The organism is Mesorhizobium sp. C277A, assembly GCF_040324395.1.
Taxonomy (GTDB): Bacteria; Pseudomonadota; Alphaproteobacteria; order Rhizobiales; family Rhizobiaceae; genus Mesorhizobium.
In genome coordinates this window covers 5,835,291-5,859,461 of sequence record NZ_JAMYVW010000002.1, presented here as the reverse complement: position 1 = coordinate 5,859,461, position 24,171 = coordinate 5,835,291, and the positions used below count along the sequence as shown (strand labels likewise).

At 63.3% G+C, this 24,171-nt stretch carries 23 protein-coding genes; 1 reads left to right on the top strand and 22 read right to left on the bottom strand.

Annotated elements, in window-relative coordinates; genetic code table 11:
* Positions 1–23 precede the first annotated feature (23 nt).
* From pnp to rimP, 9 genes are all read right to left on the bottom strand, one after another.
* Positions 24–2,171, bottom strand: a complete 2,148-nt coding sequence (gene pnp / locus NKK52_RS28800) for a polyribonucleotide nucleotidyltransferase (RefSeq protein ID WP_023682005.1) — start codon at positions 2,169–2,171, stop codon at positions 24–26.
* A gap of 278 nt (positions 2,172–2,449) precedes the next feature.
* Positions 2,450–2,824 (bottom strand): 30S ribosomal protein S15, encoded by a 375-nt coding sequence (rpsO, locus tag NKK52_RS28795; protein WP_280790898.1) that lies wholly within the window; start codon positions 2,822–2,824, stop codon positions 2,450–2,452.
* A gap of 95 nt (positions 2,825–2,919) precedes the next feature.
* Positions 2,920–4,014: a magnesium/cobalt transporter CorA gene (gene corA, locus NKK52_RS28790; RefSeq protein WP_023682006.1), complete on the bottom strand. Its 1,095-nt coding sequence runs from the start codon at positions 4,012–4,014 to the stop codon at positions 2,920–2,922.
* Between the two features lie 44 nt (positions 4,015–4,058).
* Entirely contained in the window at positions 4,059–5,030 is a 972-nt protein-coding gene (gene truB, locus NKK52_RS28785) for a tRNA pseudouridine(55) synthase TruB (protein WP_023682007.1), read from the bottom strand.
* Complete coding sequence (gene rbfA / locus NKK52_RS28780; protein WP_023669558.1) at positions 5,030–5,449, bottom strand: 30S ribosome-binding factor RbfA; 420 nt, start codon at positions 5,447–5,449, stop codon at positions 5,030–5,032. The genes truB and rbfA overlap by 1 nt, the downstream gene beginning before the upstream one ends.
* A 161-nt stretch (positions 5,450–5,610) precedes the next feature.
* Positions 5,611–8,175 carry a translation initiation factor IF-2 gene (gene infB / locus NKK52_RS28775; RefSeq protein WP_023669557.1) on the bottom strand — a complete coding sequence of 855 codons (2,565 nt, stop codon included), beginning with the start codon at positions 8,173–8,175 and terminating at the stop codon, positions 5,611–5,613.
* A complete protein-coding gene (locus NKK52_RS28770; RefSeq protein WP_023669556.1) occupies positions 8,172–8,822 on the bottom strand; it encodes an RNA-binding protein in 651 nt (216 codons plus the stop codon). The genes infB and NKK52_RS28770 overlap by 4 nt, the downstream gene beginning before the upstream one ends.
* 38 nt (positions 8,823–8,860) lie before the next feature.
* Entirely contained in the window at positions 8,861–10,456 is a 1,596-nt protein-coding gene (gene nusA / locus NKK52_RS28765; protein WP_023669555.1) for a transcription termination factor NusA, read from the bottom strand.
* A 47-nt stretch (positions 10,457–10,503) separates the two neighbouring features.
* The gene (gene rimP, locus NKK52_RS28760; protein ID WP_023669554.1) at positions 10,504–11,148 is read right to left on the bottom strand and encodes a ribosome maturation factor RimP; all 645 of its coding nucleotides are present in this window, start codon (positions 11,146–11,148) and stop codon (positions 10,504–10,506) included.
* A 335-nt stretch (positions 11,149–11,483) separates the two neighbouring features.
* Between rimP and NKK52_RS28755 the strand changes: the two genes are divergently transcribed.
* Positions 11,484–11,648: a hypothetical protein gene (locus NKK52_RS28755; RefSeq protein ID WP_023669553.1), complete on the top strand. Its 165-nt coding sequence runs from the start codon at positions 11,484–11,486 to the stop codon at positions 11,646–11,648.
* Between the two features lie 42 nt (positions 11,649–11,690).
* On the opposite strand, the gene trmB is transcribed toward NKK52_RS28755, so the two are convergent.
* The 13 genes from trmB to NKK52_RS28690 form a co-directional block, all read right to left on the bottom strand.
* Positions 11,691–12,392 carry a tRNA (guanine(46)-N(7))-methyltransferase TrmB gene (gene trmB / locus NKK52_RS28750; protein ID WP_023682008.1) on the bottom strand — a complete coding sequence of 234 codons (702 nt, stop codon included), beginning with the start codon at positions 12,390–12,392 and terminating at the stop codon, positions 11,691–11,693.
* Positions 12,393–12,531: 139 nt separating this feature from the next.
* Positions 12,532–13,797, bottom strand: coding sequence for a methionine adenosyltransferase (metK, locus tag NKK52_RS28745; protein WP_023669551.1), 1,266 nt, complete (start codon positions 13,795–13,797; stop codon positions 12,532–12,534).
* Positions 13,798–14,020: 223 nt separating this feature from the next.
* Positions 14,021–14,440, bottom strand: coding sequence for a helix-turn-helix domain-containing protein (locus NKK52_RS28740; protein ID WP_023669550.1), 420 nt, complete (start codon positions 14,438–14,440; stop codon positions 14,021–14,023).
* Between the two features lie 136 nt (positions 14,441–14,576).
* Complete coding sequence (gene lnt / locus NKK52_RS28735; protein ID WP_023682009.1) at positions 14,577–16,169, bottom strand: apolipoprotein N-acyltransferase; 1,593 nt, start codon at positions 16,167–16,169, stop codon at positions 14,577–14,579.
* Positions 16,170–16,246: 77 nt separating this feature from the next.
* Positions 16,247–16,717, bottom strand: a complete 471-nt coding sequence (locus NKK52_RS28730) for a VOC family protein (protein ID WP_023682010.1) — start codon at positions 16,715–16,717, stop codon at positions 16,247–16,249.
* A gap of 20 nt (positions 16,718–16,737) precedes the next feature.
* On the bottom strand, positions 16,738–17,832 hold the full coding sequence (locus NKK52_RS28725) for a hemolysin family protein (protein ID WP_023682011.1): 1,095 nt from the start codon (positions 17,830–17,832) through the stop codon (positions 16,738–16,740).
* Between the two features lie 28 nt (positions 17,833–17,860).
* Entirely contained in the window at positions 17,861–18,367 is a 507-nt protein-coding gene (ybeY, locus tag NKK52_RS28720; protein WP_023682012.1) for an rRNA maturation RNase YbeY, read from the bottom strand.
* A 17-nt stretch (positions 18,368–18,384) separates the two neighbouring features.
* A complete protein-coding gene (locus NKK52_RS28715) occupies positions 18,385–19,377 on the bottom strand; it encodes a PhoH family protein (RefSeq protein ID WP_027049340.1) in 993 nt (330 codons plus the stop codon).
* An 83-nt stretch (positions 19,378–19,460) separates the two neighbouring features.
* Complete coding sequence (gene miaB, locus NKK52_RS28710) at positions 19,461–20,870, bottom strand: tRNA (N6-isopentenyl adenosine(37)-C2)-methylthiotransferase MiaB (protein WP_023682013.1); 1,410 nt, start codon at positions 20,868–20,870, stop codon at positions 19,461–19,463.
* Positions 20,871–20,946: 76 nt separating this feature from the next.
* Positions 20,947–21,747, bottom strand: coding sequence for a lyso-ornithine lipid O-acyltransferase (gene olsA, locus NKK52_RS28705; protein WP_023682014.1), 801 nt, complete (start codon positions 21,745–21,747; stop codon positions 20,947–20,949).
* A 28-nt stretch (positions 21,748–21,775) separates the two neighbouring features.
* Positions 21,776–22,270, bottom strand: coding sequence for a ribosomal protein S18-alanine N-acetyltransferase (gene rimI / locus NKK52_RS28700; protein ID WP_023669542.1), 495 nt, complete (start codon positions 22,268–22,270; stop codon positions 21,776–21,778).
* Positions 22,270–22,947 (bottom strand): tRNA (adenosine(37)-N6)-threonylcarbamoyltransferase complex dimerization subunit type 1 TsaB, encoded by a 678-nt coding sequence (gene tsaB / locus NKK52_RS28695; RefSeq protein WP_023682015.1) that lies wholly within the window; start codon positions 22,945–22,947, stop codon positions 22,270–22,272. The genes rimI and tsaB overlap by 1 nt, the downstream gene beginning before the upstream one ends.
* A 107-nt stretch (positions 22,948–23,054) precedes the next feature.
* Positions 23,055–24,170, bottom strand: coding sequence for a DUF1513 domain-containing protein (locus tag NKK52_RS28690; protein WP_023669540.1), 1,116 nt, complete (start codon positions 24,168–24,170; stop codon positions 23,055–23,057).
* Position 24,171: the final 1 nt, after the last annotated feature.

Here is a 24,171-nt window from a genome sequence, read left to right as displayed (position 1 = left end):
GTTCAACTCTATTGTCAGACCACTCAGGCGGCGTTTTCTTCGCCTTCGGCCTTCTTGTCGCGGGCGATTTCCTTGCCGGTGGCCTGGTCGACGACCTTCATCGACAGGCGGACCTTGCCGCGCTCGTCGAAGCCCATCAGCTTGACCCAGACCTTGTCGCCTTCCTTGACGACGTCCGAGGTCTTGGCGACCCGGTCGTTGGCAAGCTGCGAGATGTGGACGAGGCCGTCACGCGGACCGAAGAAGTTGACGAAAGCGCCGAAGTCGGCGGTCTTGACGACCGTGCCTTCGTAGATTTCGCCGACTTCCGGCTCGGCGACGATGGTATGGATCCACTTCTTGGCCGCCTCGATCTCCTTGGCGTTCGACGAAGCGATCTTGACCGTGCCGTCGTCCTCGATGTTGATCTTTGCGCCGGTCTTCTCGACGATCTCACGGATAACCTTGCCGCCGGAGCCGATCACGTCGCGGATCTTGTCGGTCGGGATGTGCATAACCTCGATGCGCGGTGCGAACTCACCGAGTTCGGGGCGGGCGCCGGTCAGAGCATGCGCCATCTCGCTGAGGATATGCTGGCGGCCGTCCTTGGCCTGGTCCAGCGCGATCTTCATGATCTCCTCGGTGATGCCCTCGATCTTGATGTCCATCTGCAGCGAGGTGATGCCGCCTTCGGTACCGGCAACCTTGAAGTCCATGTCGCCGAGGTGATCTTCGTCACCCAGGATGTCGGACAGAACCGCGAAGCGCTCGCCTTCCTTGATCAGGCCCATCGCGATACCAGCAACCGGCTTGGCCAGCGGAACGCCGGCATCCATCAGCGCCAGCGATGTGCCGCAGACGGTGGCCATCGACGACGAACCGTTGGACTCGGTGATCTCCGAGACGACGCGCAGCGTGTAGGGGAACTGGTCCGCGCTCGGCAGCATCGGACGGATGGCGCGCCAGGCGAGCTTGCCGTGGCCGATTTCGCGGCGGCCCGGCGAACCCATGCGGCCGGTCTCGCCGACGGAGTAGGGAGGGAAGTTGTAGTGAAGGAGGAACTTCTCCTTGTACATACCGGTCAGCGAATCGACATACTGCTCGTCCTCGCCGGTGCCCAGCGTGGCAACGACCAGCGCCTGGGTCTCGCCGCGGGTGAACAGCGCCGAACCGTGCGTGCGCGGCAGGACGCCGACTTCCGAGACGATCTTGCGGACAGTCTTGAGGTCACGGCCATCGATGCGCGAACCGGTGTCGAGGATGTTCCAGCGCACGACCTTGGCCTGGAGTTCCTTGAACACCGAACCGATCTGCTCGGAGGTGTACTTGGCGTCTTCGCCTTCAGCCGGGGCAAACGCAGCCTTGACCTTCGCCTTGACGGCGTCGACGGCAGCGTAGCGCTTCTGCTTGTCGACGTTCTTGTAGGCATTGCTGAGCTCGTCGCCGACGATCTTCAGCATTTCGGCTTCAAGCGCGGAGTAGTCCGGCGCCGTGAAATCGCGCGGCTCCTTGGCGGCAACTTCGGCCAGCTTGATAATGGCGTCGATCACCGGCTGGAAGCCCCTGTGGCCGAACATGACGGCGCCGAGCATCAGCTCTTCGCCGAGTTCCTTGGCTTCGGACTCGACCATCAGCACGGCGTCGGCGGTGCCGGCGACAATGAGGTCGAGCCTGGATTCCTGCATCTCATCGACATGCGGGTTGAGCACGTATTCGCCGTTGATGTAGCCGACTCGGGCGCCGCCGATCGGGCCCATAAAGGGAACGCCCGACAGCGTCAAAGCGGCCGAGGTGGCGACGATCGACAGGATATCGGGATCGTTCTCGAGGTCATGCTGGACGACGGTGACGACGATCTGGGTGTCGTTCTTGTAGCCGTCGGCGAAGAGCGGGCGGATCGGGCGGTCGATCAGGCGGGAAACCAGCGTTTCCTTTTCGCTCGGACGTCCCTCGCGCTTGAAGTAGCCGCCGGGGATCTTGCCGGCGGCGTAGGTCTTTTCCTGGTAGTTGACGGTCAGCGGGAAGAAATCGAGGCCTGGCTTCGGCTCCTTCATCGAAACGACGGTGGCGAGAACCTTGGTTTCGCCGTAGGTCGCAAGCACCGCGCCGTCAGCCTGACGTGCGATCTTGCCGGTTTCCAGGATGAGCGGACGGCCGCCCCATTCGATTTCCACTTTGTGGTAGTTGAACATATCTTGTCCTTAATAAGCGGAAAGGGCCGCGCCGTTTCACGGTGCGCGGATGCCCTTTCCCTGGCTTCCTTTCTCGGGCAGCCACGGGCAAGACAACGGGAAGCTCGGGTAGATTTCGGCACTGGTTAGCGCACGAGCGTCCTGCAATCCTGCCCCATGACCGTCCATGGGCGGTTTCGAGTGGCCTCTGCGCGCTCGAAACCGGGTCTAGCCAATCGATGCGACTGGCAGAATGCGCGACCGGCGGGCTCTCCTTCGAAAGCCCGCCGGTCAATTCGTCAACGGCGCAGACCGAGCTTCTCGATCAACGTCTGATAGCGCGCGTCATCCTTGCGCTTGAGATAATCAAGCAGGCTGCGGCGCTGGGAGACGAGAGCGAGCAGACCACGGCGGGAATGGTTATCCTTCTTGTGGTCCTTGAAGTGGTCGGTCAGGTTCTTGATGCGCTCGGAAAGGATGGCCACCTGGACTTCCGGAGACCCGGTATCGCCCTTGGCGGTTGCGAATTCACCCATCAATTCCTGTTTGCGCTCGGCAGTAATCGACATCGTGTTTTTCCTTATCTGTTTGAGGAAACGGGTCGCCCTCAGCCGGGATGTCGTCCAGCAGGGGCCGGTGCAAGCAAAGCGACATGGCGCGATGCTGCGGCGCATATAGGGCAATTCCCCGGAAAACACCAGCCCATTCATAAAGCCGGCTTGTCGCAGCCCTTTGCTCGGGAATCCAGGATTCCCCTGACACCGAAACCTTACAGCCACTTCTTGCTTTTGAAGAAGACGATCAGCCCGACAGCAACGGCCAGCATGAACAGCAGCGAAGCCGGGTAGCCATAGTAGGCTTTCAGTTCCGGCATGTTCCACGGCGAGCTCTCGGGATCGAAATTCATCCCCCAGATACCGACCAGGAAGGTTAGCGGCATGAAAATCACCGAGACGATGGTGAGATAAGAGATCACATCGTTGGTGCGTGCCTGGCTCAGCGACAAATGCATTTCGATCAAGCCGGTCAGCATATCACGCTGGTTCTCGACCAGCTCGATCAGCCGCAATGCGTGGTCGAGCGTGTCGTTGAAGAAGATTTTCGTCTCCGGCTTCACATAGGGCACGTCGTTGCGGATCAGCGTCGCCAGCGCGTCGCGCATCGGCCACAGCACGCCCTTGAGCACATTGGCGTCGCGCCGCAATTCGTGCAGCTGGCGCATCTGATGCTTGTGAGGCGTGTTGAGCATCTCGTCCTCGATGCCATCGACCTCCTCGCTAGCGGCCTCAATCGGCGGGAAATAGCTGTCGACGATGGAGTCGATGAGCGCATAGGCCAGATAGTCGGCGCCGCGCATCCGCAAGCGGTTGGGCAACGCTGCCGCGATGCGCTTGCGTACGGGGTCGAACGGATCGCCTTCGCGCTCCTGGAAGGTGACGACGAATTTCTTGCCGAAGAACACCGCGATCTGCTCATAGCGATGCACCTTGACGTCGTCGATCATGCGCATGACGACGAAGGCGTGGTCCTCGAAGAAGTCGACCTTCGGCCGCTGGCCGGTGTTGACGACATCTTCCAGAGCCAGTGGATGCAGGTTGAAGATCCGGCCGATCTCCTCGATCAGCTGGATGTTGGCGAGACCGGTGCAGTCCAACCAGACGACCGGCCAGTTGTCGCAATGGGTGTTGAGATCGTCGATGCTGGCATCGTTGATGGTCTTGAATTTTTCAGGCGAAATCAGCGTCAGCCGCAGCTCGGACCGTCGCGCCGCCGGATCGGCGATCAGCGTGCCGGGCGAGGCGCCAACCGGCGGCCGGCGCGTTGTCACCGGCGCCCGCTTCTTCACCGCCTCAGCCTTTGCCATGTGCCCCTCGGATGTGACGTCGACGTAAGACTAGACGAGAGTGGTCAGCCGACAAAGACCCGCTTCGGCTTGAACATGCCTTGCTCGATGGCGCCGATGGCGACAAGCTTGCCGCGCGCGGTGGCGCAGGCTTCCTCGGCTTCCACGGGCGCGTCGCGGCCGCGGATGATGACGGGATTGCCAAGGCGGATCTTGGTCGCCGCTTCGTCGCTGATGGCGATCTGGGGCAGGCAGTCGAGCGCGGCGGCCGTGTCGACAAGCAGCGCATCGATGGCGCCGAAGTCAATCGGCGCATCGGCAACATCGGCGTCGCCCTCTTTGTCAGCTTCGCGCTGTTCGCCGAAACGGGCGACTTCCAGTTCGGCGAGGGTGACGAAATCCTCCTGGGTGAACGGCTCGACCTCGACCCGGCGCAATTCGGCGATATGACCGAAGCAGCCGAGGTCGCGGCCCATGTCGCGGGCCAGCGAGCGCACATAGGTGCCCTTGCCGCATTCGACCTCGAACAAAGTGTGGTCGGCAGCGTGCTCGACGATGTCCAGACGGCCGATCTCGATCTCGCGCGCGGGGATGTCGACTGTCTCGCCCCCACGGGCGAGATCGTAGGCGCGTTCGCCTGATATCTTGATGGCCGAGAATTGCGGCGGTGTCTGCATGATGACGCCGGTGTAGTTCGGCAGCAGCGCCCTGACATCTTCTTCCGCCGGACGGCGGTCGGAACTTTGCGTCACCGGGCCTTCGAGATCGTCGGTCGAACGCTCCTCGCCCCAGGCGACGGTGAACCGGTAGATTTTGGCGCCGTCCTGCACATAAGGCACGGTCTTGGTTGCCTCGCCGAGCGCGATCGGCAGCATGCCAGAGGCCAGCGGGTCGAGCGTGCCGGCATGGCCGGCCTTTTCTGCCTGGAAAAGCCATTTGATCTTGGAGACGGCTTCGGTCGAACCCATGCCAACCGGCTTGTCCAGCACCACCCAGCCGGAGATCGGCCGTCCCTTCTTCTTGCCGCGGCGCCCCACTATTTCTCGTCCTTGTCGTTGTCTTCGCCATCGGCACCCAAGTCTCGCGCGACTTCGGGCGATTTCAGCAAATCGTTGATCCTGGCGAAATTGTCGAAGGACGTATCGAGCTTGAAGCGGAACTCCGGCATGAACTTCATCTGGCGGAGCGCGCCGGAGACGCGGCCACGGACGAACTTCGCATGCTTGTTGAGCGCGTCGATGACCGCACCCGTGTCCTTGGCGCCGAGCGGCGAAACGAAGGCCGTTGCGACCCTCAGATCAGTCGACATGCGCACTTCCGAGACCGAAACCACGGTGTTCTCGATCAGCGGGTCGATAATCTCGCCGCGCTGCAAGGTTTCCGACAGCGCATGGCGCACCTGTTCGGCGACGCGAAGCATGCGCTGGGATGGGCTGGAGGCGGTTGGACGGGGCATTTTTCTCAATCCGGAAAGCGTGAGGCGCGGGATGGGACCGTGCCGCATGTCTCATACTTGTTTCTATGCATGTCGTTTATCCCGCACTTTTGGGCGACAGGCATTAAAGTTAGGGCGGCGGTCTTTCGACCACCGCCCGGTCGTATCGACAGTATACGAACTCAGAGCGTCCGGGTCACCATCTCGACGCGGAAGCACTCGATGATGTCGCCAACGCGCATGTCCTCGTAGTTCTGGAAGGCCATGCCGCACTCCTGGCCGCCCGGAACTTCCGCGACTTCGTCCTTGAAGCGCTTGAGGGTCTTCAGCGTGCCTTCATGGATGACGACGTTGTCGCGGATCAGGCGCACGCCCGCTCCACGCTCGACCTTGCCTTCGGTGACACGGCAGCCGGCGATCTTGCCGACCTTGGTGATGTCGAAGATCTCGAGGATCTCGGCATTGCCGATGAAGGTCTCGCGGCGTTCCGGCGACAGCAAGCCGGAAAGTGCTGCCTTCACATCGTCGACGAGGTTGTAGATGATCGAGTAGTAGCGGATTTCGATGCCCGCGGCCGCCGCGGCCGCACGTGCCTGCACGTTGGCACGGACGTTGAAGCCGATGATCGCGGCCCCCGAGGTCTCCGCCAGCGACACGTCGCTTTCGGTGATGGCGCCGGCGCCGGCATGAACGATGCGCGCACGCACCTCGTCGGTGCCAAGCTTGTCGAGAGCGGCGTTGATCGCCTCGATCGAACCCTGCACGTCGCCCTTGATGACCAGCGGGAATTCCTTCAACCCGCTCGTCTGCAGCTGCGACATCATCTGTTCGAGCGAGCCGCGCTGGCCGGCATGGCGAGCCACTGCCTTCTCGCGCGCCAGACGCTGGCGATATTCGGTGATCTCGCGGGCGCGGGCCTCGTTGTTGACGACAGCGAAGCGGTCGCCGGCTTGCGGCGTGCCCTGCAGGCCGAGCACCTCGACCGGCATAGCCGGCGGCGCCTCCTTGATCTGCTCGCCACGGTCGTTGACCAGAGCGCGCACCCGGCCCCATTCATTGCCGGCGACGAGGATGTCTCCCGGCATCAAAGTGCCGGTCTGCACCAGCACGGTGGCGACGGGACCACGGCCCTTGTCGAGCTGGGCTTCAATGACGACGCCCTCGGCGGTACGGTCCGGATTGGCCTTGAGGTCGAGGATTTCGGCCTGCAGCAGGATCGCTTCCAACAGCTTGTCGAGGTTGGTGCCCTTGGTCGCCGACACTTCGACGTCCAGCACTTCACCGCCCATCGATTCAACGAACACCTCATGGCGCAGCAGTTCCGACCGCACCTTCTGCGGATCGGCATCATGCTTGTCGATCTTGTTGATCGCCACGATGATCGGAACGCCGGCCGCCTTGGCATGGCTGATCGATTCGATGGTCTGCGGCATGACGCTGTCGTCGGCCGCCACCACCAGGATGGCGATGTCGGTCGCCTGAGCGCCGCGGGCGCGCATCGCCGTGAAGGCGGCGTGACCGGGCGTGTCGATGAAGGTGATCTTCTGACCGTTCTTCTCGACCTGGTAGGCGCCGATATGCTGGGTGATGCCGCCGGCTTCGCCGGAGACGACATTGGCATTGCGGATGGCGTCGAGCAGCGAGGTCTTGCCGTGGTCGACATGGCCCATGATGGTCACGACAGGCGGCCGCGACACCAGGTCCTCGGCATTGTCGGCAATGTTGAACAGGCCTTCCTCGATGTCGGACTCGGCGACGCGGCGGACCGTGTGGCCGAATTCGGTGGCGACCAGCTCGGCCGTGTCGGCGTCGATGATGTCGCCCGGCTTCAGGATCTGGCCCTGCTTCATGAAGTACTTGACCACATCGACAGCGCGCTCGGACATGCGCTGCGCCAGTTCCTGGATGGTGATGGTTTCAGGCAGGATCACTTCGCGCATAACCTTCTCGCGCGGCTCATTATGCATCGCGCGCTTGAATTTTTCCTGGCGGCGACGCATCGACGACAGCGAGCGGGCGCGCGCGTCCTCGTCGGAAAGCGCCGTGTTGAGGGTCAGCTTGCCGCGACGACGGTCTTCCTCGGCCTTGGTCGGCTTGGCCGGGCGCGCCACTTCGGGCGTAACCGGACGGCGTACCGGGGCGCCGGCGGCGGTGCGCTTCGGCTTGACCTCTTCCTCGTCGTCCGATGCCACAAGCTCGGCAGCCTGCGGCGCGCGGCGGCGCGCTTCTTCCTCGGCGCGGCGGCGGGACTCGGCCTCGGTCTGCAGGCGGGCTTCTTCCTCGGCCTGACGGCGCGCGGATTCCTCGCGCTCGCGCTTGCGGCGTTCCTCATCCTCGTTGCGGCGCTTGGCCTCTTCGATGGCGCGTTGGCGGTCCTCGACGTCGCGAACCTTGGAGCCTTCGAGCGCCCTGCGGCGCGCTTCCATTTCATTGCGCGACAGTTCGTTCAGCACCATGCCGCCGCGTTCGGCCGGCGGCGGCGGAGGCGGCGCCTTGGGCGCTTCCTGCACGACGGGGGCTGCCACAACCGCGGGCTTGGGCGTAAATACGGGTGCAGCCACCGGCTCCGGCTTGTCGCCGGGCATGGAGAATTTGCGCTTCTTGATCTCGACCTGGACCTGCTTGGTGCGGCCATGCGAGAAATTCTGGCGCACGACGCTCTGCTCGGTACCGGGGCGCTTCAGCGTCAAGGTCTTCTTCGGTGTAACACTCAACGTCTTGTCGTCGCCCGATTTCGTATCGCTCATTCCATATCCTCTGCAGCATCATCTTCGTCAGCAACGGCCGCAAGCATTGCCAGATCGTCGGGGGTTCCGCCCCGATATCGGTCGAGCGCAACCATGCGCCTCTCAACCGCCTTGCCCGCGTCTCCCGCGAGAACGGCAGCATGTATCACATTTGTACCCCCCAATGCCAAGCTCAACTCGGCCTCGGAGAAAAGTTTGTAGGCAAGGACTGCAGGCCCGCCGAGGTGGACAGTTGCCCGCCGCGCCTGACTGATCTTGCGCACGCCATCGTCGGATGCCTCGGTCGCGTGGAGCACGAAAAGCGCCAACCCCGAGCGCACCGCGCTCTCGACCTTGGTTGCGCCGAGTGCGATCGAGCCAGCCTTGCGGGCAAGGCCAAGCATACCCAAAGCGGATCGTGCAAGCAGTCCGTCGACCATGCCGCCGAGATCGGGCGGCACGACGACCTGCGCCTTGAAGGCGCGGGCAAACAGGTTCTTCGCCGCCGCCTTGTCGATATGTAGGCGGTCGGCGCTCACCCAACAACCACGGCCGGGCAGATTTCTCTTCAGGTCAGGAACGACGGCCGAATCCGGGCCGACGACGAAACGGATCAGCTCATCCGGCTCGGCTTGCTTGCGCGTGACGATGCAGGTGCGATCGTTCATCTCGTCCTGGGGCGGGTTGTGTGCGATGCGGTTTCACCTCACGCACCAACGGCTTCGTCAGCCGGGACCTGTTCGGCTGCAAGCTCGTCTTCGGTGATCCAGCCGGCCTTGAGGCGGGCTGCCAGAACCATCTGCTCGGCGTCGGCGCGCGACACGCCGTGATTGGCGAGCACACCCGGGAATACCTTGGTCTCGCCGTCCTTGCGTTCCTTCCAGCCGGTCAGGTCGTCGGCGGCATAGCCGGCGAAATCCTCGATCGTCTTCACGCCATCCTCGCCGAGCGTCACCATCATGGCGGTGGTGACGCCAGGGATCTCGCGCAGTTCGTCGGTGACGCCCAGCGCCTTGCGCTTGTCGTCATGCTCGGCTTCGATCTTCTCCAGATATTCGCGGGCGCGGGTCTGGATCTCCGAAGCGGTGTCTTCGTCGAAACCGTCGATCGAGGCGATCTCGCCCGAATCGACGTAGGCAACTTCCTCGACGCTGGTGAAGCCTTCGGAGGCCAACACCTGGCCGACCATCTCGTCGACATCAAGGGCTTCCATGAACAGCGACGAGCGTTCGACGAATTCCTTCTGGCGGCGCTCAGACTCCTCGGCCTCGGTCAGGATGTCGATGTCCCAGCCGGTGAGCTGCGAGGCAAGACGCACGTTCTGGCCGCGACGGCCGATGGCCAGCGACAGCTGGTCGTCGGGAACCACCACTTCGATGCGCTCGGCATCCTCGTCGAGCACCACCTTGGCGACTTCCGCCGGCTGCAGCGCGTTGACGATGAAGGAGGCGGCCGAAGGCGACCACGGAATGATGTCGATCTTTTCGCCCTGCAATTCGCCGACCACGGCCTGGACGCGGCTGCCGCGCATACCGACGCAGGCGCCGACCGGATCGATCGACGAGTCACGCGAAATGACGGCGATCTTAGCGCGCGAGCCTGGGTCGCGGGCGACCGACTTGATCTCGATGATGCCGTCATAGATTTCCGGCACTTCCATGGTGAAGAGCTTGGCCATGAACTGCGGATGGGTGCGCGACAGGAATATCTGCGGGCCGCGCTGTTCGCGGCGCACGTCGTAGACATAGGCGCGGACGCGGTCGCCGTACTTGTAGTTTTCACGCGGGATCAGCTCGTCGCGGCGGATAATCGCCTCGCCACGGCCGAGATCGACGATGACGTTGCCATATTCGACGCGCTTGACGGTGCCGTTGACGATCTCGCCGATGCGGTCCTTGTATTCGTCATACTGGCGGTCGCGCTCGGCCTCGCGCACTTTCTGCACGATGACCTGCTTGGCTGACTGGGCGGCGATGCGGCCGAAATCCATTGGCGGCAGCTGTTCGGCGATGAAGTCGCCAAGCTGGGCGTCCGGATTGCGCTCGCGGGCCGAGGAAATGGCGATCTGGGTGGCGTAGTCGTCGACCTTCTCGACCACTTCCATCAGCCGCTGCAGCTTCATCTCGCCGGTGTTGGCGTTGATGTCGGCGCGGATGTTGGTTTCCTGGCCGTAGCGCGAGCGCGCGGCCTTCTGGATCGCATCAGCCATGGCGGCAATGACGATCGACTTGTCGATCGACTTTTCACGCGCCACCGCGTCGGCGATCTGCAGCAGTTCAAGTCTGTTGGCGCTTACAACCATCTTATTTCTCCCGAGCTTGTTGCCGAGCTTTTAGGCCCGGCCGCTCATCATAGTTCCTGTTCGATTTCGTCTTCCGCGCCGCCTTCAGCACCTTCGGGTGCATCATCAGCTTCGCCGCGGCGTTTCTTGGCTTCCTTGCGTTCCCGGTTGTCCTTCGAAAGGGCATCGCGAATAAGGTCGTCGGTGAGGATCAGCCGCACATCGGCGATCGCGTCATAAGGAATGCGAACCGTCGGCTCTTCGCCGTAGGCGGCCTTGTCGCGCTCGAGCAGCATGTCGTCTTCGCCGGCTTCGGCGATCTTGCCCTTGAAGCGCTTGCGGTCGGCGACCGGCACCGAGGTTTCCATCTTCACCAGATGGCCGGTCCAGGTGACGAAATCCGACTTGCGTACCAGCGGCCGGTCGATGCCCGGCGACGACACTTCGAGATGATAGGCCTTCTCGATCGGGTCATCGACGTCGAGCGCCGGCGACACAGCGCGGCTGACCTCTTCGCAATCCTCGACGGTCATGGTGCCGTCCTCGCGTTCGGCCATGATCTGCAGCGTCAGGCCGTTCTGGCCCGACAGATGCACCCGCACGAGGCGGAAGCCAATGCCTCGCAACACCGGCTGAACGATCAGCGCGATGCGCGCATCGATACCGCTTTCGCGGATGATGCGGTCGTCGGCTTCGCTTGCCGTTGCAGTCATGCGGTTCCTGTCGTTCTCTGGATCAGGATGATCGTCGTCCCGAACCATCTCTTTGCTGATGGCTGACCGGCAGGTAATAAAAAAGAGCGGGACCGGGTGGACCCACTCTTCGTCATACCGACCAAGAATTTGAGGCTGATATAGACGATCCCGGCCGGTGTTTCAAGTCTGTTGACGGGCCGGGCAGAGTGCAGCCGGGGACGGCTGGCAGGATTGCGCGCGGCGCATGCCGGCTATGCGGTAACGGCCCTGTGATCCCGGATTTCACATCCCTATCTATGTTGCACTGCACAAATCAAAGATGAGCGCGCGGTGGCGCGCGAAAGGTCAAGACAATGAGCAACCGTACCGTGTTTTCCGCCATAGGCGACGCCTTTGCCCTGTTCGGCAGCGCCGTTGCCGCCTCGCGGGCCGTCGAAGCCGGCCGCAAGCCGCGCGCCAACGATCTGCGCCGGCTCGGCATGGACCCGACCGCTTTCGGCAAGATCGGCCGTTTCTGAAGCCAGACCGGCTGTCGATGCGGGACACTTTCCCGCATCGAACTATTTTCTGATGAAGGTGAGATAGACCGGCCGTCGGCCCTCGCGAATGGCTTTTGCCTCGTAGCGTGTGCCCGGCCAGCCTTCATAGGGCCGATGCCAGTCGGCCCCATCTTGCACCTGCCAGAGGAGCCCGCCATGCGCCCGACAGTGCAACAAGGTCCAGTTCACATAGGTGTCGATGTCGGATGCGAAGCGGAATTTTCCGCCCGGCTTCAGCACGCGCGCGAACCGATCGAGGTTGAGCGGGCTGACAAAACGCCGCTTCCAGTGCTTTTTCTTCGGCCAGGGATCGGGGTAGAGCAGATCGATGCCGTCGAGCGACGCCTGCGGCAACCAATCGAGCAGGCGCGTGGCGTCGTCGTCATAAACGCGAAGATTGGCAAGCGGCTTTTCCCGCACCGCCATCATCAGCTTGGCCATGCCGTTGACGAACGGCTCGACACCGATGAAGCCGGTCGCCGGTGCCTCCGTGGCACGGTGCAGCAGATGCTCACCGCCGCCGAAGCCGATTTCCAGCCGAACCGTTGAAACATCCGCTGAGAATAGCGCGCGCAATTCTGCCGGTGCCTGGACGGAGAGGTCGAGGCCATAGGCCCCAAGACCGCTTTCCAGCGCCGCCGCCTGCTGCGGGCGAATGGTCTTGCCGTGCCGGCGGCCGAAGAACCCTTCGGTCGCCCGGCTCCGCCTGTCCTGTGGATCCATGGCCTGGTCGCGCGCCGCGCTTAGATTGAGATGAGATTTGGGATTGAGATGAGATTTGGCTGAAATCTCATCTCAATCTAATCCTTTGTTGGAGCATGATCTTTTCCAAAAAACCGGTACCCACTTTTTGGAATCATGCCTAAGCAGCGATCGCGTCCTTGAGCGCCTTGGCCAGATCGGTCTTTTCCCAGGAGAAGGACCCGTCTCGGCCGGCCTTGCGGCCGAAATGGCCGTAGGACGAGGTCTTTGCGTAGATCGGCTTGTTGAGGTCGAGATGCCTGCGGATGCCGGATGGCGACAAATCCATCACCGTGCGCAGCGCTTCCTCGAGCTTGGCCTCGTCGACCTTGCCGGTGCCGTGCAGGTCGACATAGACCGACAGCGGCTGGGCAACGCCGATGGCGTAGGACAGCTGGATGGTGCAGCGGTCGGCGAGCTTGGCCGCCACTACATTTTTGGCGAGATAGCGCGCCGCATAGGCGGCAGAGCGGTCGACCTTGGTGGTGTCCTTGCCGGAGAAGGCGCCGCCGCCGTGCGGGGCAGCACCACCGTAGGTGTCGACGATGATCTTGCGGCCGGTCAGGCCGGCGTCGCCGTCCGGTCCACCGATGACGAACTTGCCCGTCGGGTTGATGTACCACATGCAATCGTCGGCGATCTTGAGGTCGCCGAGCGCCTCACGGATGTAAGGCTCAACGACCTTGCGGACCTTCTTGGAATCCCAGGTCGCGTCGAGATGCTGCGTCGACAGCACGATCTGCGTCGCTTCGGCGGCTTTGCCATCGACATAGCGAACGGTGACCTGGCTCTTGGCGTCGGGTCCGAGCTTGCCGGCTTCGCCGTTGTTTTCGTGACGGGCAGCGGCGAGCAGTTCGAGAATCTTGTGGCTGTAATAGATCGGCGCCGGCATCAGGTCCGGGGTCTCGCGGCAGGCATAGCCGAACATGATGCCCTGGTCGCCGGCACCCTCTTCGCCCTGGCGGTCGGCGGCGTTGTCGACTCCCTGGCCGATGTCGGGCGACTGGCCGTGCAGCAGAACCTCGATCTTTGCCGTCTTCCAGTGGAAGCCGGCCTGCTCGTAGCCGATTTCGCGGATCGCCTTGCGGGCGACCGACTTGAACTTGGCCGGGTTGACGACCGAATGCCCGGCGGCGTCCTTGAGGATGTTGCCGGCTTTGTCCCGCTTCAGCAGAGTATCGGGAACCCTTACTTCGCCGGCGATGACGACGCGGTTGGTGGTTGCGAGCGTCTCGCAGGCGACGCGGACTTTCCATGGGTCCATGCCGGTCTTCTTGGCCTCGCGATAGACCAGATCGACGATCTCGTCCGAGATGCGGTCACAGACTTTATCGGGATGACCCTCGGCCACGGATTCCGAGGTGAAGAAGTAGTTCTGCCGCGTCACGGGTGTCCCCTCTTGAAAAAACGATCGGCAGGGCTGCCGATTTTGGCGCGCCACGTGTTAACGGTGCCGGGCGCCGCTCGTCAAGCGGTGCCGCGGTTCTGGCATGAGTGCCGCAGCAATATATCTTGTACCACCGGCGGCTTGGCGCCGCCGGCAGTCGAGCCTCTGGGCTACTCGGACCCAGGGGATTACTGGGGCCCAATGGGTCAATCGACCCACCGAATCACTCGGCATCTTCGGCAGAAAGGGACTTCACAAGGTCGATAATCCGGCGGCGCACCTTCACATCCGCGATCTTGACGAACGCGCGGTTGAGCTGAAGCCCTTCCGGACTGCCGCAGAATTCGACGGCGAAAGCCATCGAAGTGTCCTCGGCAAATCCTCTATTACCCACCGGCTCCTGCCCTGGCGCATCCTCGAAAAAGAAGGCGACAGGCACGCTGAGTATCGAGGCTATTGCCTGCAGACGGCTGGCGCCGACGCGGTTCGTTCCTTTTTCATATTTTTGGATCTGCTGAAACGTAATACCGAGATTTTCACCAAGCTTTTCCTGGCTCATTCCAAGCATATTGCGCCGAAGGCGGACGCGACTTCCGACATGGATGTCGATCGGATTCGGTTTCTTCTTGTTTTCTTCTGTCATTTTTTCCTCGCCGAATTTTTCCGGCCTTTTCTATTTTTCTCGCCCAACGAAGCCGGAGCCAACTGCCCCAACAGAAACACCAACCGACTTCGAGAAAATTAGGCGGTAACAGTATGAGTTTCTAATGTGTCGACTGTCAATTCACCCGTAGCCGTTGCCTTACGTTCAAGCTGAGGGCGATTGCGGCAAACACCAACATGATCAGCATTCCGTTAATGCGCCGCCGCGCGGCGGAGATGAAGGCTTGGCCGGAGATCGGCACCCGCACGTCGATGGCGCCACGTGCATCGACCGCCAATGCGTCGACGATGCGTCCGCGCGTATCGACAACGGCGGAAATGCCGTTGTTGGCGGCGCGCAACAGCGGCAATCCGTTTTCCACCGCGCGAATCTGAGCCTGCCTGAAATGCTGGTACGGCCCGGGCGTGTCGCCGAACCATGCGTCGTTGGTGACGTTCACAATAAGCTGGGATGACGTTGCGTCAACAGCCACAAGATCAGGAAAGATCACCTCGTAGCAAATAAACGGCAAGGCGCTGATGCCGCCGGGCAAAGCGATCGGATGGCGCTCGTTGCCGGCGGCGAAATTCATCGGCCCGGCGACGAGCTGTCCGATGCCGAAGCGGCTGAGCAGACCGGAAAACGGCAGATACTCGCCGAACGGGACCAGATGGACCTTGTCGACGGCATCAGCGATTTCGCCCTTGTCATCGATCGCCACCACCGAATTGTAGTAGCGGCTGTCGGCATCCGCCCCGGATCCGCGCTCCTCGCGCACGACGCCGGCAATCAGCATCTGACCAGGCTGCAGCATGTCGCCGACCGCGGTCAGCGCGTCCGGACGCTCGGTGAACAGGAAGGGTACCGAGGTCTCCGGCCACAGGATCAACTGCGGTTTGTTATGGCCGGGATCGGGCGCTGCGGCCGACAGGCCCATCATCGTGGCGAAGATGCGGTCGCGCACCGAAGTGTCCCATTTTTCGCTGAGGTCGACATCCGGTTGCACGATACGGACATCGAGAGTGCGGGTTGCCGGCTTGTCGGGGGTCGCGAGCCTGACATAGCCGAAGCCGGCATGGGCGGCGACGAGAATGGCAAGCAGGACCACACCGAGACGGACATGCCGGCGTGCTGCAAGCAAGGCCGGCATGGCGAAGACAAAGACCGCCAGCGCGTTCATGCCGACCATGCCGGTCACCGACACGCTTTGCATCAACAGCGGCACGGGCATCGCCGCATAGCCGACGGCATTCCAGGGAAAGCCGGTGAACAGGAAGCCGCGCAGCCATTCCGTCAGGCCAAAAGCAAAGGCAAGGGCGGCAACGCGGCCAATATCGTTGGTCCATAACAGCCGCGCGACGACGGTGGCGAAGCCGTAGAAAAATGCCAGCGCCAAAGGAATGCCTGCGACCGCGAAGGGTAAGGCCCAGGCGAAACTGTCGGCCTCGACCAGAAGCGCCTCGCCGATCCACCACAGGCCGGCGAGGAAATAGCCGAAGCCGAACCACCAGCCGATGGCAAAAGCCGGCCGCAGGCGCCTGAGCCAGCCGTCGGAAGCCTCGCCGGTGGCGCCGTCGAGCAGCCAGACCAGCAGTGGAAACGAGACGAAACAGACGGCGAAGAAATCGTAAGGCGCCTGGGCGAGCACCGCCAGCGCCCCGGCAAGAAACGCCACCAGCGCGCGCCGCCAGCCCCAAAGCAGAATTATCCGGCCGGCAAGGCGCTCCATACAGACTTCCCAGGTCGCGCGAATCAGGAGCCAAGATTTATCAGATTTATTGAAACGCGAACCGGCCGATCGCTGCGCTATCGGTGCCATCCCTCGATGGTGAGCCCGCTCAGGTGCTCGGCCTCCTCGCGCGGCACCGTGCGCACGGTCTGGGTGAAGGTCCAGACATGGCCTTCGGGGTCGCGCGCCCGATACTGCCGTTCGCCGTAGAAATGGTCGGCAGGCTCCTCGACGATTTGGGCTCCAGCCGCCATTGCCCGCCCACAATGCACGTCCAGGCCGTCTTTCAGACGCACACAGACCGACTGAGTGTTCTTGCCGCCGACGCTTACCGGACTGGCAATATGATCGGCCCATTCGGAATCGACGATGATGTAGCCGTCGCCAAAGCGCATTTCGGCATGGACCAGCCGTCCGTCGGCATCGCTGACCACCATGCTCGGCTCGAAGCCGAAGGCCGTTTCGAGCCATTTCAATGCGGCTCGCGGGTCCTTGTAGAAGACACCCGAGCCAAAGGTTGAGTGCTTGAAGGGATCGTCGATCGTCATCGGCCGGGCAACGTTCTGTCCTAGGCCTGCTCGGTGCGGGGGGCGGTCACGCGGCGGCGACGCTCGCCCTTCTGGTTCTGGACGATGCGCACCCGCTTGACGCGGCGCGGATCGGCGTCGAGCACGTGGAATTCGAAGCCGGGAATGGCTTGCACAACCTCACCACGCGCGGGCACGCGACCGAGCGTGTTGAAAATCATGCCGCCGATCGTGTCGACATATTCACCATGCTCACCGGCGGTAAAGTCCTCGCCGATCATCTTGGCGACCTCGTCGATCTCGGCCTTGCCGTCGACGACGAACACGCCCTCGCCGGTCTGGGTGATCAGCGGCTCGTCCTCGTCATGCTCGTCCTCGATATCGCCGACGACCATCTCGACGATGTCTTCCAGCGAGGCGAGACCATCGGTGCCGCCATATTCGTCGATGACCAGCGCCATCTGGGTTCGCGTCGTCTGCATATGGCCCATCAGGTCGGAGGCAAGCATCGAGGGCGGCACGAACAGCACCGGGCGGATCAGATTGAGGTCGCCGATGGTGCGGCCGAGATCGACCTGGGCGAGGTCGAGAAGCGTCGTTGCCGGCGTCTTCCTGGATGTTCTGCCCTTCTTGACCCGGGCGACCTTGGTGATGTGGGCCAGCACGTCGCGGATGTGAACCATGCCGCGCGGATCGTCGAGCGTCTCGGAATAGACCGGCATGCGGGAATGGCCGGACTGCTCGAACAGACCGAGCAGATCGCCCAACGTCGTGGTGATCTCGACGGCCTCAATATCGGCGCGCGGCACCATGACGTCCTCGACGCGTACCTCGCGCAGGCGCAATATGTTGTTGAGCATGGCGCGTTCGCCGGGCGAGAAAGACCCGGCATCGCTGGTCGTTTCGGCAAGCGCGCCGGCGATTTCCTCGCGCAGGCTGGTGCCGTTCCGCTGCCTGAAAAGGCCCAAGACGCGGTCGAACAAGGACGGACCGGCAGGCGATGGCTCGCTGGCAATACTACCAGAAGCGGGGCTGCCGGAACTGGGACTCGGACTCGATCCCTCTTCCGTCGTATCGGAAGGCTTTGTCGCACTGCCAGCCTCGGGGCGGGCGGCAGTTTCTGGTTTGTCGTTCATCGTCGTCCGGTCAATTGGTCTTTTGTCATTACGTGTAGGGATCGGGAATGGCAAGCCTTGCGAGCGTTGAGCGCTCGATGGCTTCCATCTCCTCGGCCTCTGCATCGGTCTCGTGATCGTAGCCCAGTAAATGCAGCAGGCCGTGGATGACGAGATGGGTGATATGGTTCTCGAAGGGCTTGTCTTCCAGGGCTGCTTCGCGCGCCACCGTCTCGGCGGCGAGCACGATGTCACCCAGCATCGGCGGCAGCTTGCCACCCCTGGGGAACGGAAAAGCCGGGAAAGACAAGACGTTGGTCGCCTTGTCCTTGCCGCGCCAGCCGGCATTGAGGGTACGGATATGGGCATCGTCGGAAAAGACGATGCTGACTTCGGAAGGACCGGCAGCAGCGGTTTCGGCAAAGGCAGCCGACACGGCGCGATCGACCAGACGCGTCAGCGCCGCCTCATCGGGCCAGTCGCCGGCCTCGACCGACATATCGATCTCGACGGGAACCGAACTATCCCCGCCGCCAGGTCTTATGTCTTCAGGCATGAGCCCGCATCGTCACATCAGCTCTCGGCGCCGAGGCCGCGCGCCAGCTTGGCGTCGCGGTCATAGGCCCTGACGATTTCGGCCACCAGCGGGTGGCGCACAACGTCGACATCGTTGAAGCGCACGGTTACCGCGCCGGCCACGCCGTCAAGGACACGCAAGGCTTCGACGAGGCCCGACTTGGTGCTTGGAGGCAGATCGATCTGCGTCGGATCGCCGGTGACGATCATGCGCGAATTCTCGCCGAGGCGGGTCAAAAACATCTTCATCTGCATCGGCGTGGTGTTCTGCGCCTCGTCGAGGATGACGGCGGCATGCGCCAGCGTGCGGCCGCGCATGAAGGCCAGCGGCGCGATCTCGATGACCTCGGCGGCAATGGCGCGCTCGACCTTGTCGGCCGGCATCATGTCGTAAAGCGCGTCATAGAGCGGCCGCAGGTACGGATCGACCTTTTCCTTCATATCGCCGGGCAGAAAACCCAGCCGCTCGCCGGCCTCGACCGCCGGCCGTGACAGGATGATGCGCTCGACCATGCCGCGTTCGAGCAGCATCGCCGCATGGGCCACCGCCAGATAGGTCTTGCCGGTGCCGGCCGGGCCAATGCCGAAGACAAGTTCCGAACGCTCCAGTGCCCGCATATAGGCGTCCTGATTGAGCGAACGGGCATAGATCGTCTTCTTGCGGGTGGAGATCTGGGCGGCCGAGACCTTGCCCTTGCGTTCCAGCGTCGGCAGCGTCAGCTGGTCGTCGGCGGCAATCGCCATGCGCACGGCGCCATCGACGTCGGACTGGCCGATATCGGTGCCCTTCTGGAGAATGCCGTAGAGATTGTCGAGCGCGCGGCGCGCCTGCTCGGCCGCCGAGGCCGAGCCCTTGATGGTCAGCTGGTTGCCGCGCGAGCGGATGTCGACGCCGAGCTTCTGCTCGAGCCGGGCCAGGTTCTCGTCGAACTGGCCGTACAGGGCGCTGGCAAGCTTATTGTTGTCGAAAGTCAGAACGATGTGCGCCATGTCAGAGGCCCCGGATGTCTGGTTCTGGGGCAGAGTCTTCACTTCAGCAGCGCTCAACCGTCTCTCCTCATCTGCCGAGGCCATCAAGCCAACTCGGCGAACAGGCTATTGTACCCCGTCTTCGTGATTCGCACCCGGATAATGTCACCGATTTCGCCGGCCTTTTCATCAACAATAACCGGCTGCAGCCAGGGCGAGCGGCCGACCTTCTGGCCGGCCTGACGGCCGGGCTTCTCGATCAGCGTGTCGATGGTGCAGCCGACCAGGCTCAGGCCGAAATCCTGCTGTTGTTTCAGCAGCAGCGCCTGCAGGCGTTGCAGGCGGTCGTCCTTGACCGCTTCCGGCACGTGATCGGGCATATCGGCGCCCGGCGTGCCGGGACGCGGCGAATATTTGAACGAGAAGGCCGAGGCGTAGTTCACCTGGCCCACCAGATCCATCGTCGCCTCGAAATCGGCCTCGGTTTCGCCGGGGAAGCCGACGATGAAGTCACCGGACAGCGCGATGTCGCCGCGTGCAGCGCGGATGCGCTCGAGCAGCGCCAGATAGTCCTTGGCCGTGTGCCTGCGGTTCATCGCCTTGAGGATGCGGTCTGACCCGGATTGCACCGGCAGGTGCAGATAAGGCATCAAAGCCGGGAGATCGCGATGGGCAGCGATCAATTCGTCGTCCATGTCGCGCGGATGGCTGGTGGTGTAGCGCAGCCGCGCCAGGCCGGGAATTTCGGCTAGCCGGAACAGCAGACGGCCAAGCCCCCATTCCATGCCATCCTCACCCTTGCCGTGCCATGCATTGACGTTCTGCCCCAGCAGCGTCACCTCGCGCACACCGGCATCCGCCAGCCGCTCGGCTTCGGCGACGATCTGCGCCACCGGGCGCGACACTTCCGAGCCCCTGGTATAGGGCACGACGCAGAAGGTGCAGAACTTGTCGCAGCCTTCCTGCACGGTGAGGAAGGCGGTGACGCCGCGCTTGATCATTTCGGCACGCTTCGGCTGCGGCAGATGCTCGAACTTGTCCTCGATGGCGTATTCGGTCTCGACGATCTTCTCGCCGCCGCGCACCCGGGCCAGCACATCGGGCAGCCGGTGATAGGTCTGCGGGCCGATGACCAGATCGACAGCAGGCGAACGGCGGATGATTTCCGCGCCTTCGGCCTGCGCGACGCAACCGGCGACGCCGATCAGCATTTCGCGCCCAACTGCTGCGCGTTCAGCCTTCATGTCGCGGATGCGGCCGAGCTCGGAATAGACCTTTTCCGCCGCCTTCTCCCTGATATGGCAGGTGTTGAGCAGCACCAGGTCGGCGTCGGCGATGACATCGGTCGCGGTGTAGCCGTCGGCGGCCAGCGCATCGGTCATGCGCTGTGAGTCATAGACATTCATCTGGCAGCCATAGGTCTTGACGAAGACCTTTTTGGCCGGGGCGGACGCCGCAGCAGCGCTTTGCGAGGCGCTGTCGGGGTCGTTCCGCTCTATCGTGTTCAAATCCATCCGGCGGCTTCTAACGCCTTTCCGTGACAAAAAACAGACGATTCTCGGGCATCGGCCTGTAGGCGCCCGGCCTGCGCTAGCGGCTCGGTCGGGGATCGGCGAGCGCGGCCTGCATCATGGCGCGCACCTGGCTTTCCATCATCCTCGACGTTTCCTTGCGGTTCGAGCCCTTGGAAAAGGCGATGGGCTCGCCGAAATGCACCTCGACGTCAATGGCGCCTTCGGCCATCAGCACCTTGAGATGCGGCATCAGGTCCTGATCGCCGATCCAGGCAGCGAGCGGCCGGTGGCGACGGCCGAGAGGCACGCCGTGCACCCGCGTGTAGGCAATCGCCAGCGGCTGGATGAAGACCTGCTCGGCCGCGCCTTCCGAAATCGCCATCGAGGCGGCGCCGAACAAGGTGCTCTTGAACGGCAGGATGGTGTTGCCGTCGCCGGTAGAGCCCTCGGCAAACAGCACCATGGCGTCGCCCTTGGCCATGCGGCTGGCGATCTCGCTGGCCTGGTCGCCAGCTGTCCGCTTGCGCTCGCGTTCGATGAAGACCGTACGCTGCAGTTTCGACAGCCAGCCGATCAGCGGCCATCCCTCCATGTCCGCCCGGGCGATGAATGTCACATCGGCAAAGGAGCCGAGCACCATGATGTCGGTCCAGGAGATATGGTTCGAGGCGACCAGCAGCGGGCGCTGGCTGGACAGTGCGCCTTTGACATGGATGCGCAGGCCGAGCGTCCGGACGATGAGGCTGTGCCAGACCTTCAGAATGACCGTCTCGCGCCAAATTCCGGTCTTCATCGACAGCAGCTGCAAAGGCACAAGGACCAGCGAACCGACGACAACGAGGCTCAGCGCCAGGAAAATCCTGATTTTTCCGATCATGCAGCTTGGCCCTGCCCCAAAACTTTGGCTAGCGAAGATCGCGGCGCATGACAAGCGCGCCGGTAGGACCATGTTCGGTCGAGCGGTAATAATTGGCGCGGTGGCCCACCTGGCGGAAGCCGAGCCGCCGGTAGAGGGCGATGGCAGCGACATTGGTCTCGTCGACCTCAAGGAACAGCGCCTCGGCGCGCTGCGCATGCAATTCGCGCAGCACGGCGTCCATCAATTGCCAGCCGAGCCCCTGGCGGCGATGCGAGCGCGCCACCGCCACGGTCAGAATCTCGCCCTCGCCGGCTGCAAGCCTGGCCAGCACGAAGCCGACCGGCGGCTTGGCGCCCTGGCCGATTTCGCGCGCGGCATAGCCGAACACGGTTTCCTGTTCGAGCAACGCGGCGAACTCGCCATCGGTCCAGGGCCGGACGAAATCCTCGCGATGCAGCACCGACGCTGCCGGGCTGTCGGCGATGGTCAGCGGCTCGAGCGCATAGTCCCTGCGGCGCGGCTGGAGGAAAGGGATGCGCATCACTTTTCCTGCCTCAACAGGATGAACCCGGCCTGCGCCTTGGCATCGGCGCCGCGCAGATAGAGTGGCTTCGGCTTGTCGCCCTCACCTTTTGCAGCGGCGAGCCGGGCGTAGACGGCAATGTCGGCGGTGGCAGCCGTCGGGCCGATATCGAAATCGCGACCGGCCGCGGCTGCGATCTGCACGGCGGCCGTGCCGGCAAGCACCGGACGATTGTCCGCCGCCATTCCCGCGGCTTGGGCAAGTGTGGTCACAGCCGGACCATAGCGCAAAATCGCTTCCGCATCGTAAAACGCGGCATGGATCTCCTCGCGGCCTGCATCGAGAGCCGCCAGGATCGGGCGGCCGGGAAATGCCGCCCTCGCCTCGGCCGCCAGCGCCTCCAGTGTCGTTACCCCGATCGCCGGGATCTTCAGCGCCAGCGCCAGGCCGCGCGCCGCCGAGACGCCCACCCGCAGGCCGGTGAAGGAACCCGGACCGATGGAGACCGCAACGGCGCCAAGGCCGGCATAATCGGTGCCGTCCGCTTTCAACGCTTCGTCAATGACAGCCATCAGGTGTTCGGCGTGGCCTTTGCCGAGATCGAGTACCGAGCGGCCGAGCTCTCTGCCGCCCGATGCGTCATAGACGCAAGCGGCGCAGAGATTGGCGGCACAGTCGATGGCGAGCAGTTTCATGGGCGACCGGTTCGAAAAACAGTCTCCCTCTGCCCGCCACGGCGCGCCGCCGCAAGAGCCAGCGCGTAAATTGTTAAGCGGCTTCGCTTCGGTGCAGGCCGGACGGCTTACGCCGCCGGCGCGATGCGCAGCATGTGGTTGTCCCAGACATAGTCGGGCTCGGAGCGCGTCGCGCCGCTGCCTTCGATGATTTCGCCGGCACCCGTGGTTGCCATGAAGCCCGGGCCGTCGGGCGCCAGGCCGCAGACCTCGACCAGCGCCTTGGTGGCGACGATCTTGCCGCTGGCGGCGTCGATGACGGCCAGCGAATTGCCTTCCGGCGAAGACACCGCGACCGTGCCGGCAATCGGGTTGGCGGCGACCGAGCCGATGTAATTCCGGAAGCCGGATAGCACGTCCTGCGGCATGTCGAGCAGCTGCAGCCCCTTGCCGCGCGTGGCGCGGCCGACCAGCGGTGGCCGCTCGGTGCCCGGCCCGCGGTACTGGCAGCCGAACCAGATGGTGCCTGTGGGGTCGGCATCCATGTGGCGAATCGACAGCTGGTGCAGAGCCGGCGGCAGTTCGTGCTTTTCGATGAGATCGCCGGTTGTGCGATCGACCAGCACATAGGACGGCTTCATGGTGGCGATGTTGAGCTCGGCGCGGCCATAGTCGGGATGGGTCTCGATGCCGCCATTGGCGATGGCGATCGTCCGGCCGTCTCCGAGCAGCAATAGCTCATGCGGCCCCATGCCATAGGTCGGAAACTCGCCGATGCGGCTGAACTTGGCCCGTGCGTCGTAGATCCCGACGACGCCGGCGGCATTGTCGAAATTGTTTTCGGTGACGTAAAGCAGCGCGCCGTCGGTGGAAAACACACCGTGGCCGAAGAAATGCCGACCGGTGATGCTGGCGATGGTCAGCGGCGGCTCGCGGCCGGCATGGTCGAAGACCACGGCGAAGGTGCCGGGTTGCCGGGCGAAGACCACGGAGCGCTTCGAGACCGGATCGAAGGTGACGTCGTGGCCACGGTCGGGCAGGTCGATCGCATGCAATACTTTTCCGGCTTCCGACAACACAGCGGCGCCAAAGCTGCCGTCGCGCTTGACGAAGGCGGTGGCAAAGACGGCATCGGCGGCAAGCGTGTCCGCCCAGGCCCGCGGCGCCATTGACGCGACGAAGCCGGCGCCGGCAGCTCTGAGAAAATCGCGGCGGTCCATCAGCGGCGTGCGTGTCGCAACCATT

Bases quoted from the DNA above. Each gene is read 5' to 3' on its own strand.
- NKK52_RS28730 (WP_023682010.1), bottom strand. From the start codon at position 16,717: ATGACGATCGACGATCCCTTCAAGCACTCAACCTTTGGCTCGGGTGTC.
- nusA (WP_023669555.1), bottom strand. From the start codon at position 10,456: ATGGTTGTAAGCGCCAACAGACTTGAACTGCTGCAGATCGCCGACGCG.
- miaB (WP_023682013.1), bottom strand. From the start codon at position 20,870: ATGGATTTGAACACGATAGAGCGGAACGACCCCGACAGCGCCTCGCAA.
- rimP (WP_023669554.1), bottom strand. From the start codon at position 11,148: ATGACTGCAACGGCAAGCGAAGCCGACGACCGCATCATCCGCGAAAGC.
- NKK52_RS28740 (WP_023669550.1), bottom strand. From the start codon at position 14,440: ATGACAGAAGAAAACAAGAAGAAACCGAATCCGATCGACATCCATGTC.
- lnt (WP_023682009.1), bottom strand. From the start codon at position 16,169: ATGGAGCGCCTTGCCGGCCGGATAATTCTGCTTTGGGGCTGGCGGCGC.
- rimI (WP_023669542.1), bottom strand. From the start codon at position 22,270: ATGCGCATCCCTTTCCTCCAGCCGCGCCGCAGGGACTATGCGCTCGAG.
- rbfA (WP_023669558.1), bottom strand. From the start codon at position 5,449: ATGCCCCGTCCAACCGCCTCCAGCCCATCCCAGCGCATGCTTCGCGTC.
- NKK52_RS28715 (WP_027049340.1), bottom strand. From the start codon at position 19,377: ATGGCGCACATCGTTCTGACTTTCGACAACAATAAGCTTGCCAGCGCC.
- corA (WP_023682006.1), bottom strand. From the start codon at position 4,014: ATGGCAAAGGCTGAGGCGGTGAAGAAGCGGGCGCCGGTGACAACGCGC.
- NKK52_RS28755 (WP_023669553.1), top strand. From the start codon at position 11,484: ATGAGCAACCGTACCGTGTTTTCCGCCATAGGCGACGCCTTTGCCCTG.
- pnp (WP_023682005.1), bottom strand. From the start codon at position 2,171: ATGTTCAACTACCACAAAGTGGAAATCGAATGGGGCGGCCGTCCGCTC.
- rpsO (WP_280790898.1), bottom strand. From the start codon at position 2,824: ATGCGCCGCAGCATCGCGCCATGTCGCTTTGCTTGCACCGGCCCCTGC.
- trmB (WP_023682008.1), bottom strand. From the start codon at position 12,392: ATGGATCCACAGGACAGGCGGAGCCGGGCGACCGAAGGGTTCTTCGGC.
- NKK52_RS28770 (WP_023669556.1), bottom strand. From the start codon at position 8,822: ATGAACGATCGCACCTGCATCGTCACGCGCAAGCAAGCCGAGCCGGAT.
- olsA (WP_023682014.1), bottom strand. From the start codon at position 21,747: ATGATCGGAAAAATCAGGATTTTCCTGGCGCTGAGCCTCGTTGTCGTC.
- ybeY (WP_023682012.1), bottom strand. From the start codon at position 18,367: ATGCCTGAAGACATAAGACCTGGCGGCGGGGATAGTTCGGTTCCCGTC.
- NKK52_RS28725 (WP_023682011.1), bottom strand. From the start codon at position 17,832: ATGAACGACAAACCAGAAACTGCCGCCCGCCCCGAGGCTGGCAGTGCG.
- infB (WP_023669557.1), bottom strand. From the start codon at position 8,175: ATGAGCGATACGAAATCGGGCGACGACAAGACGTTGAGTGTTACACCG.
- NKK52_RS28690 (WP_023669540.1), bottom strand. From the start codon at position 24,170: ATGGTTGCGACACGCACGCCGCTGATGGACCGCCGCGATTTTCTCAGA.
- tsaB (WP_023682015.1), bottom strand. From the start codon at position 22,947: ATGAAACTGCTCGCCATCGACTGTGCCGCCAATCTCTGCGCCGCTTGC.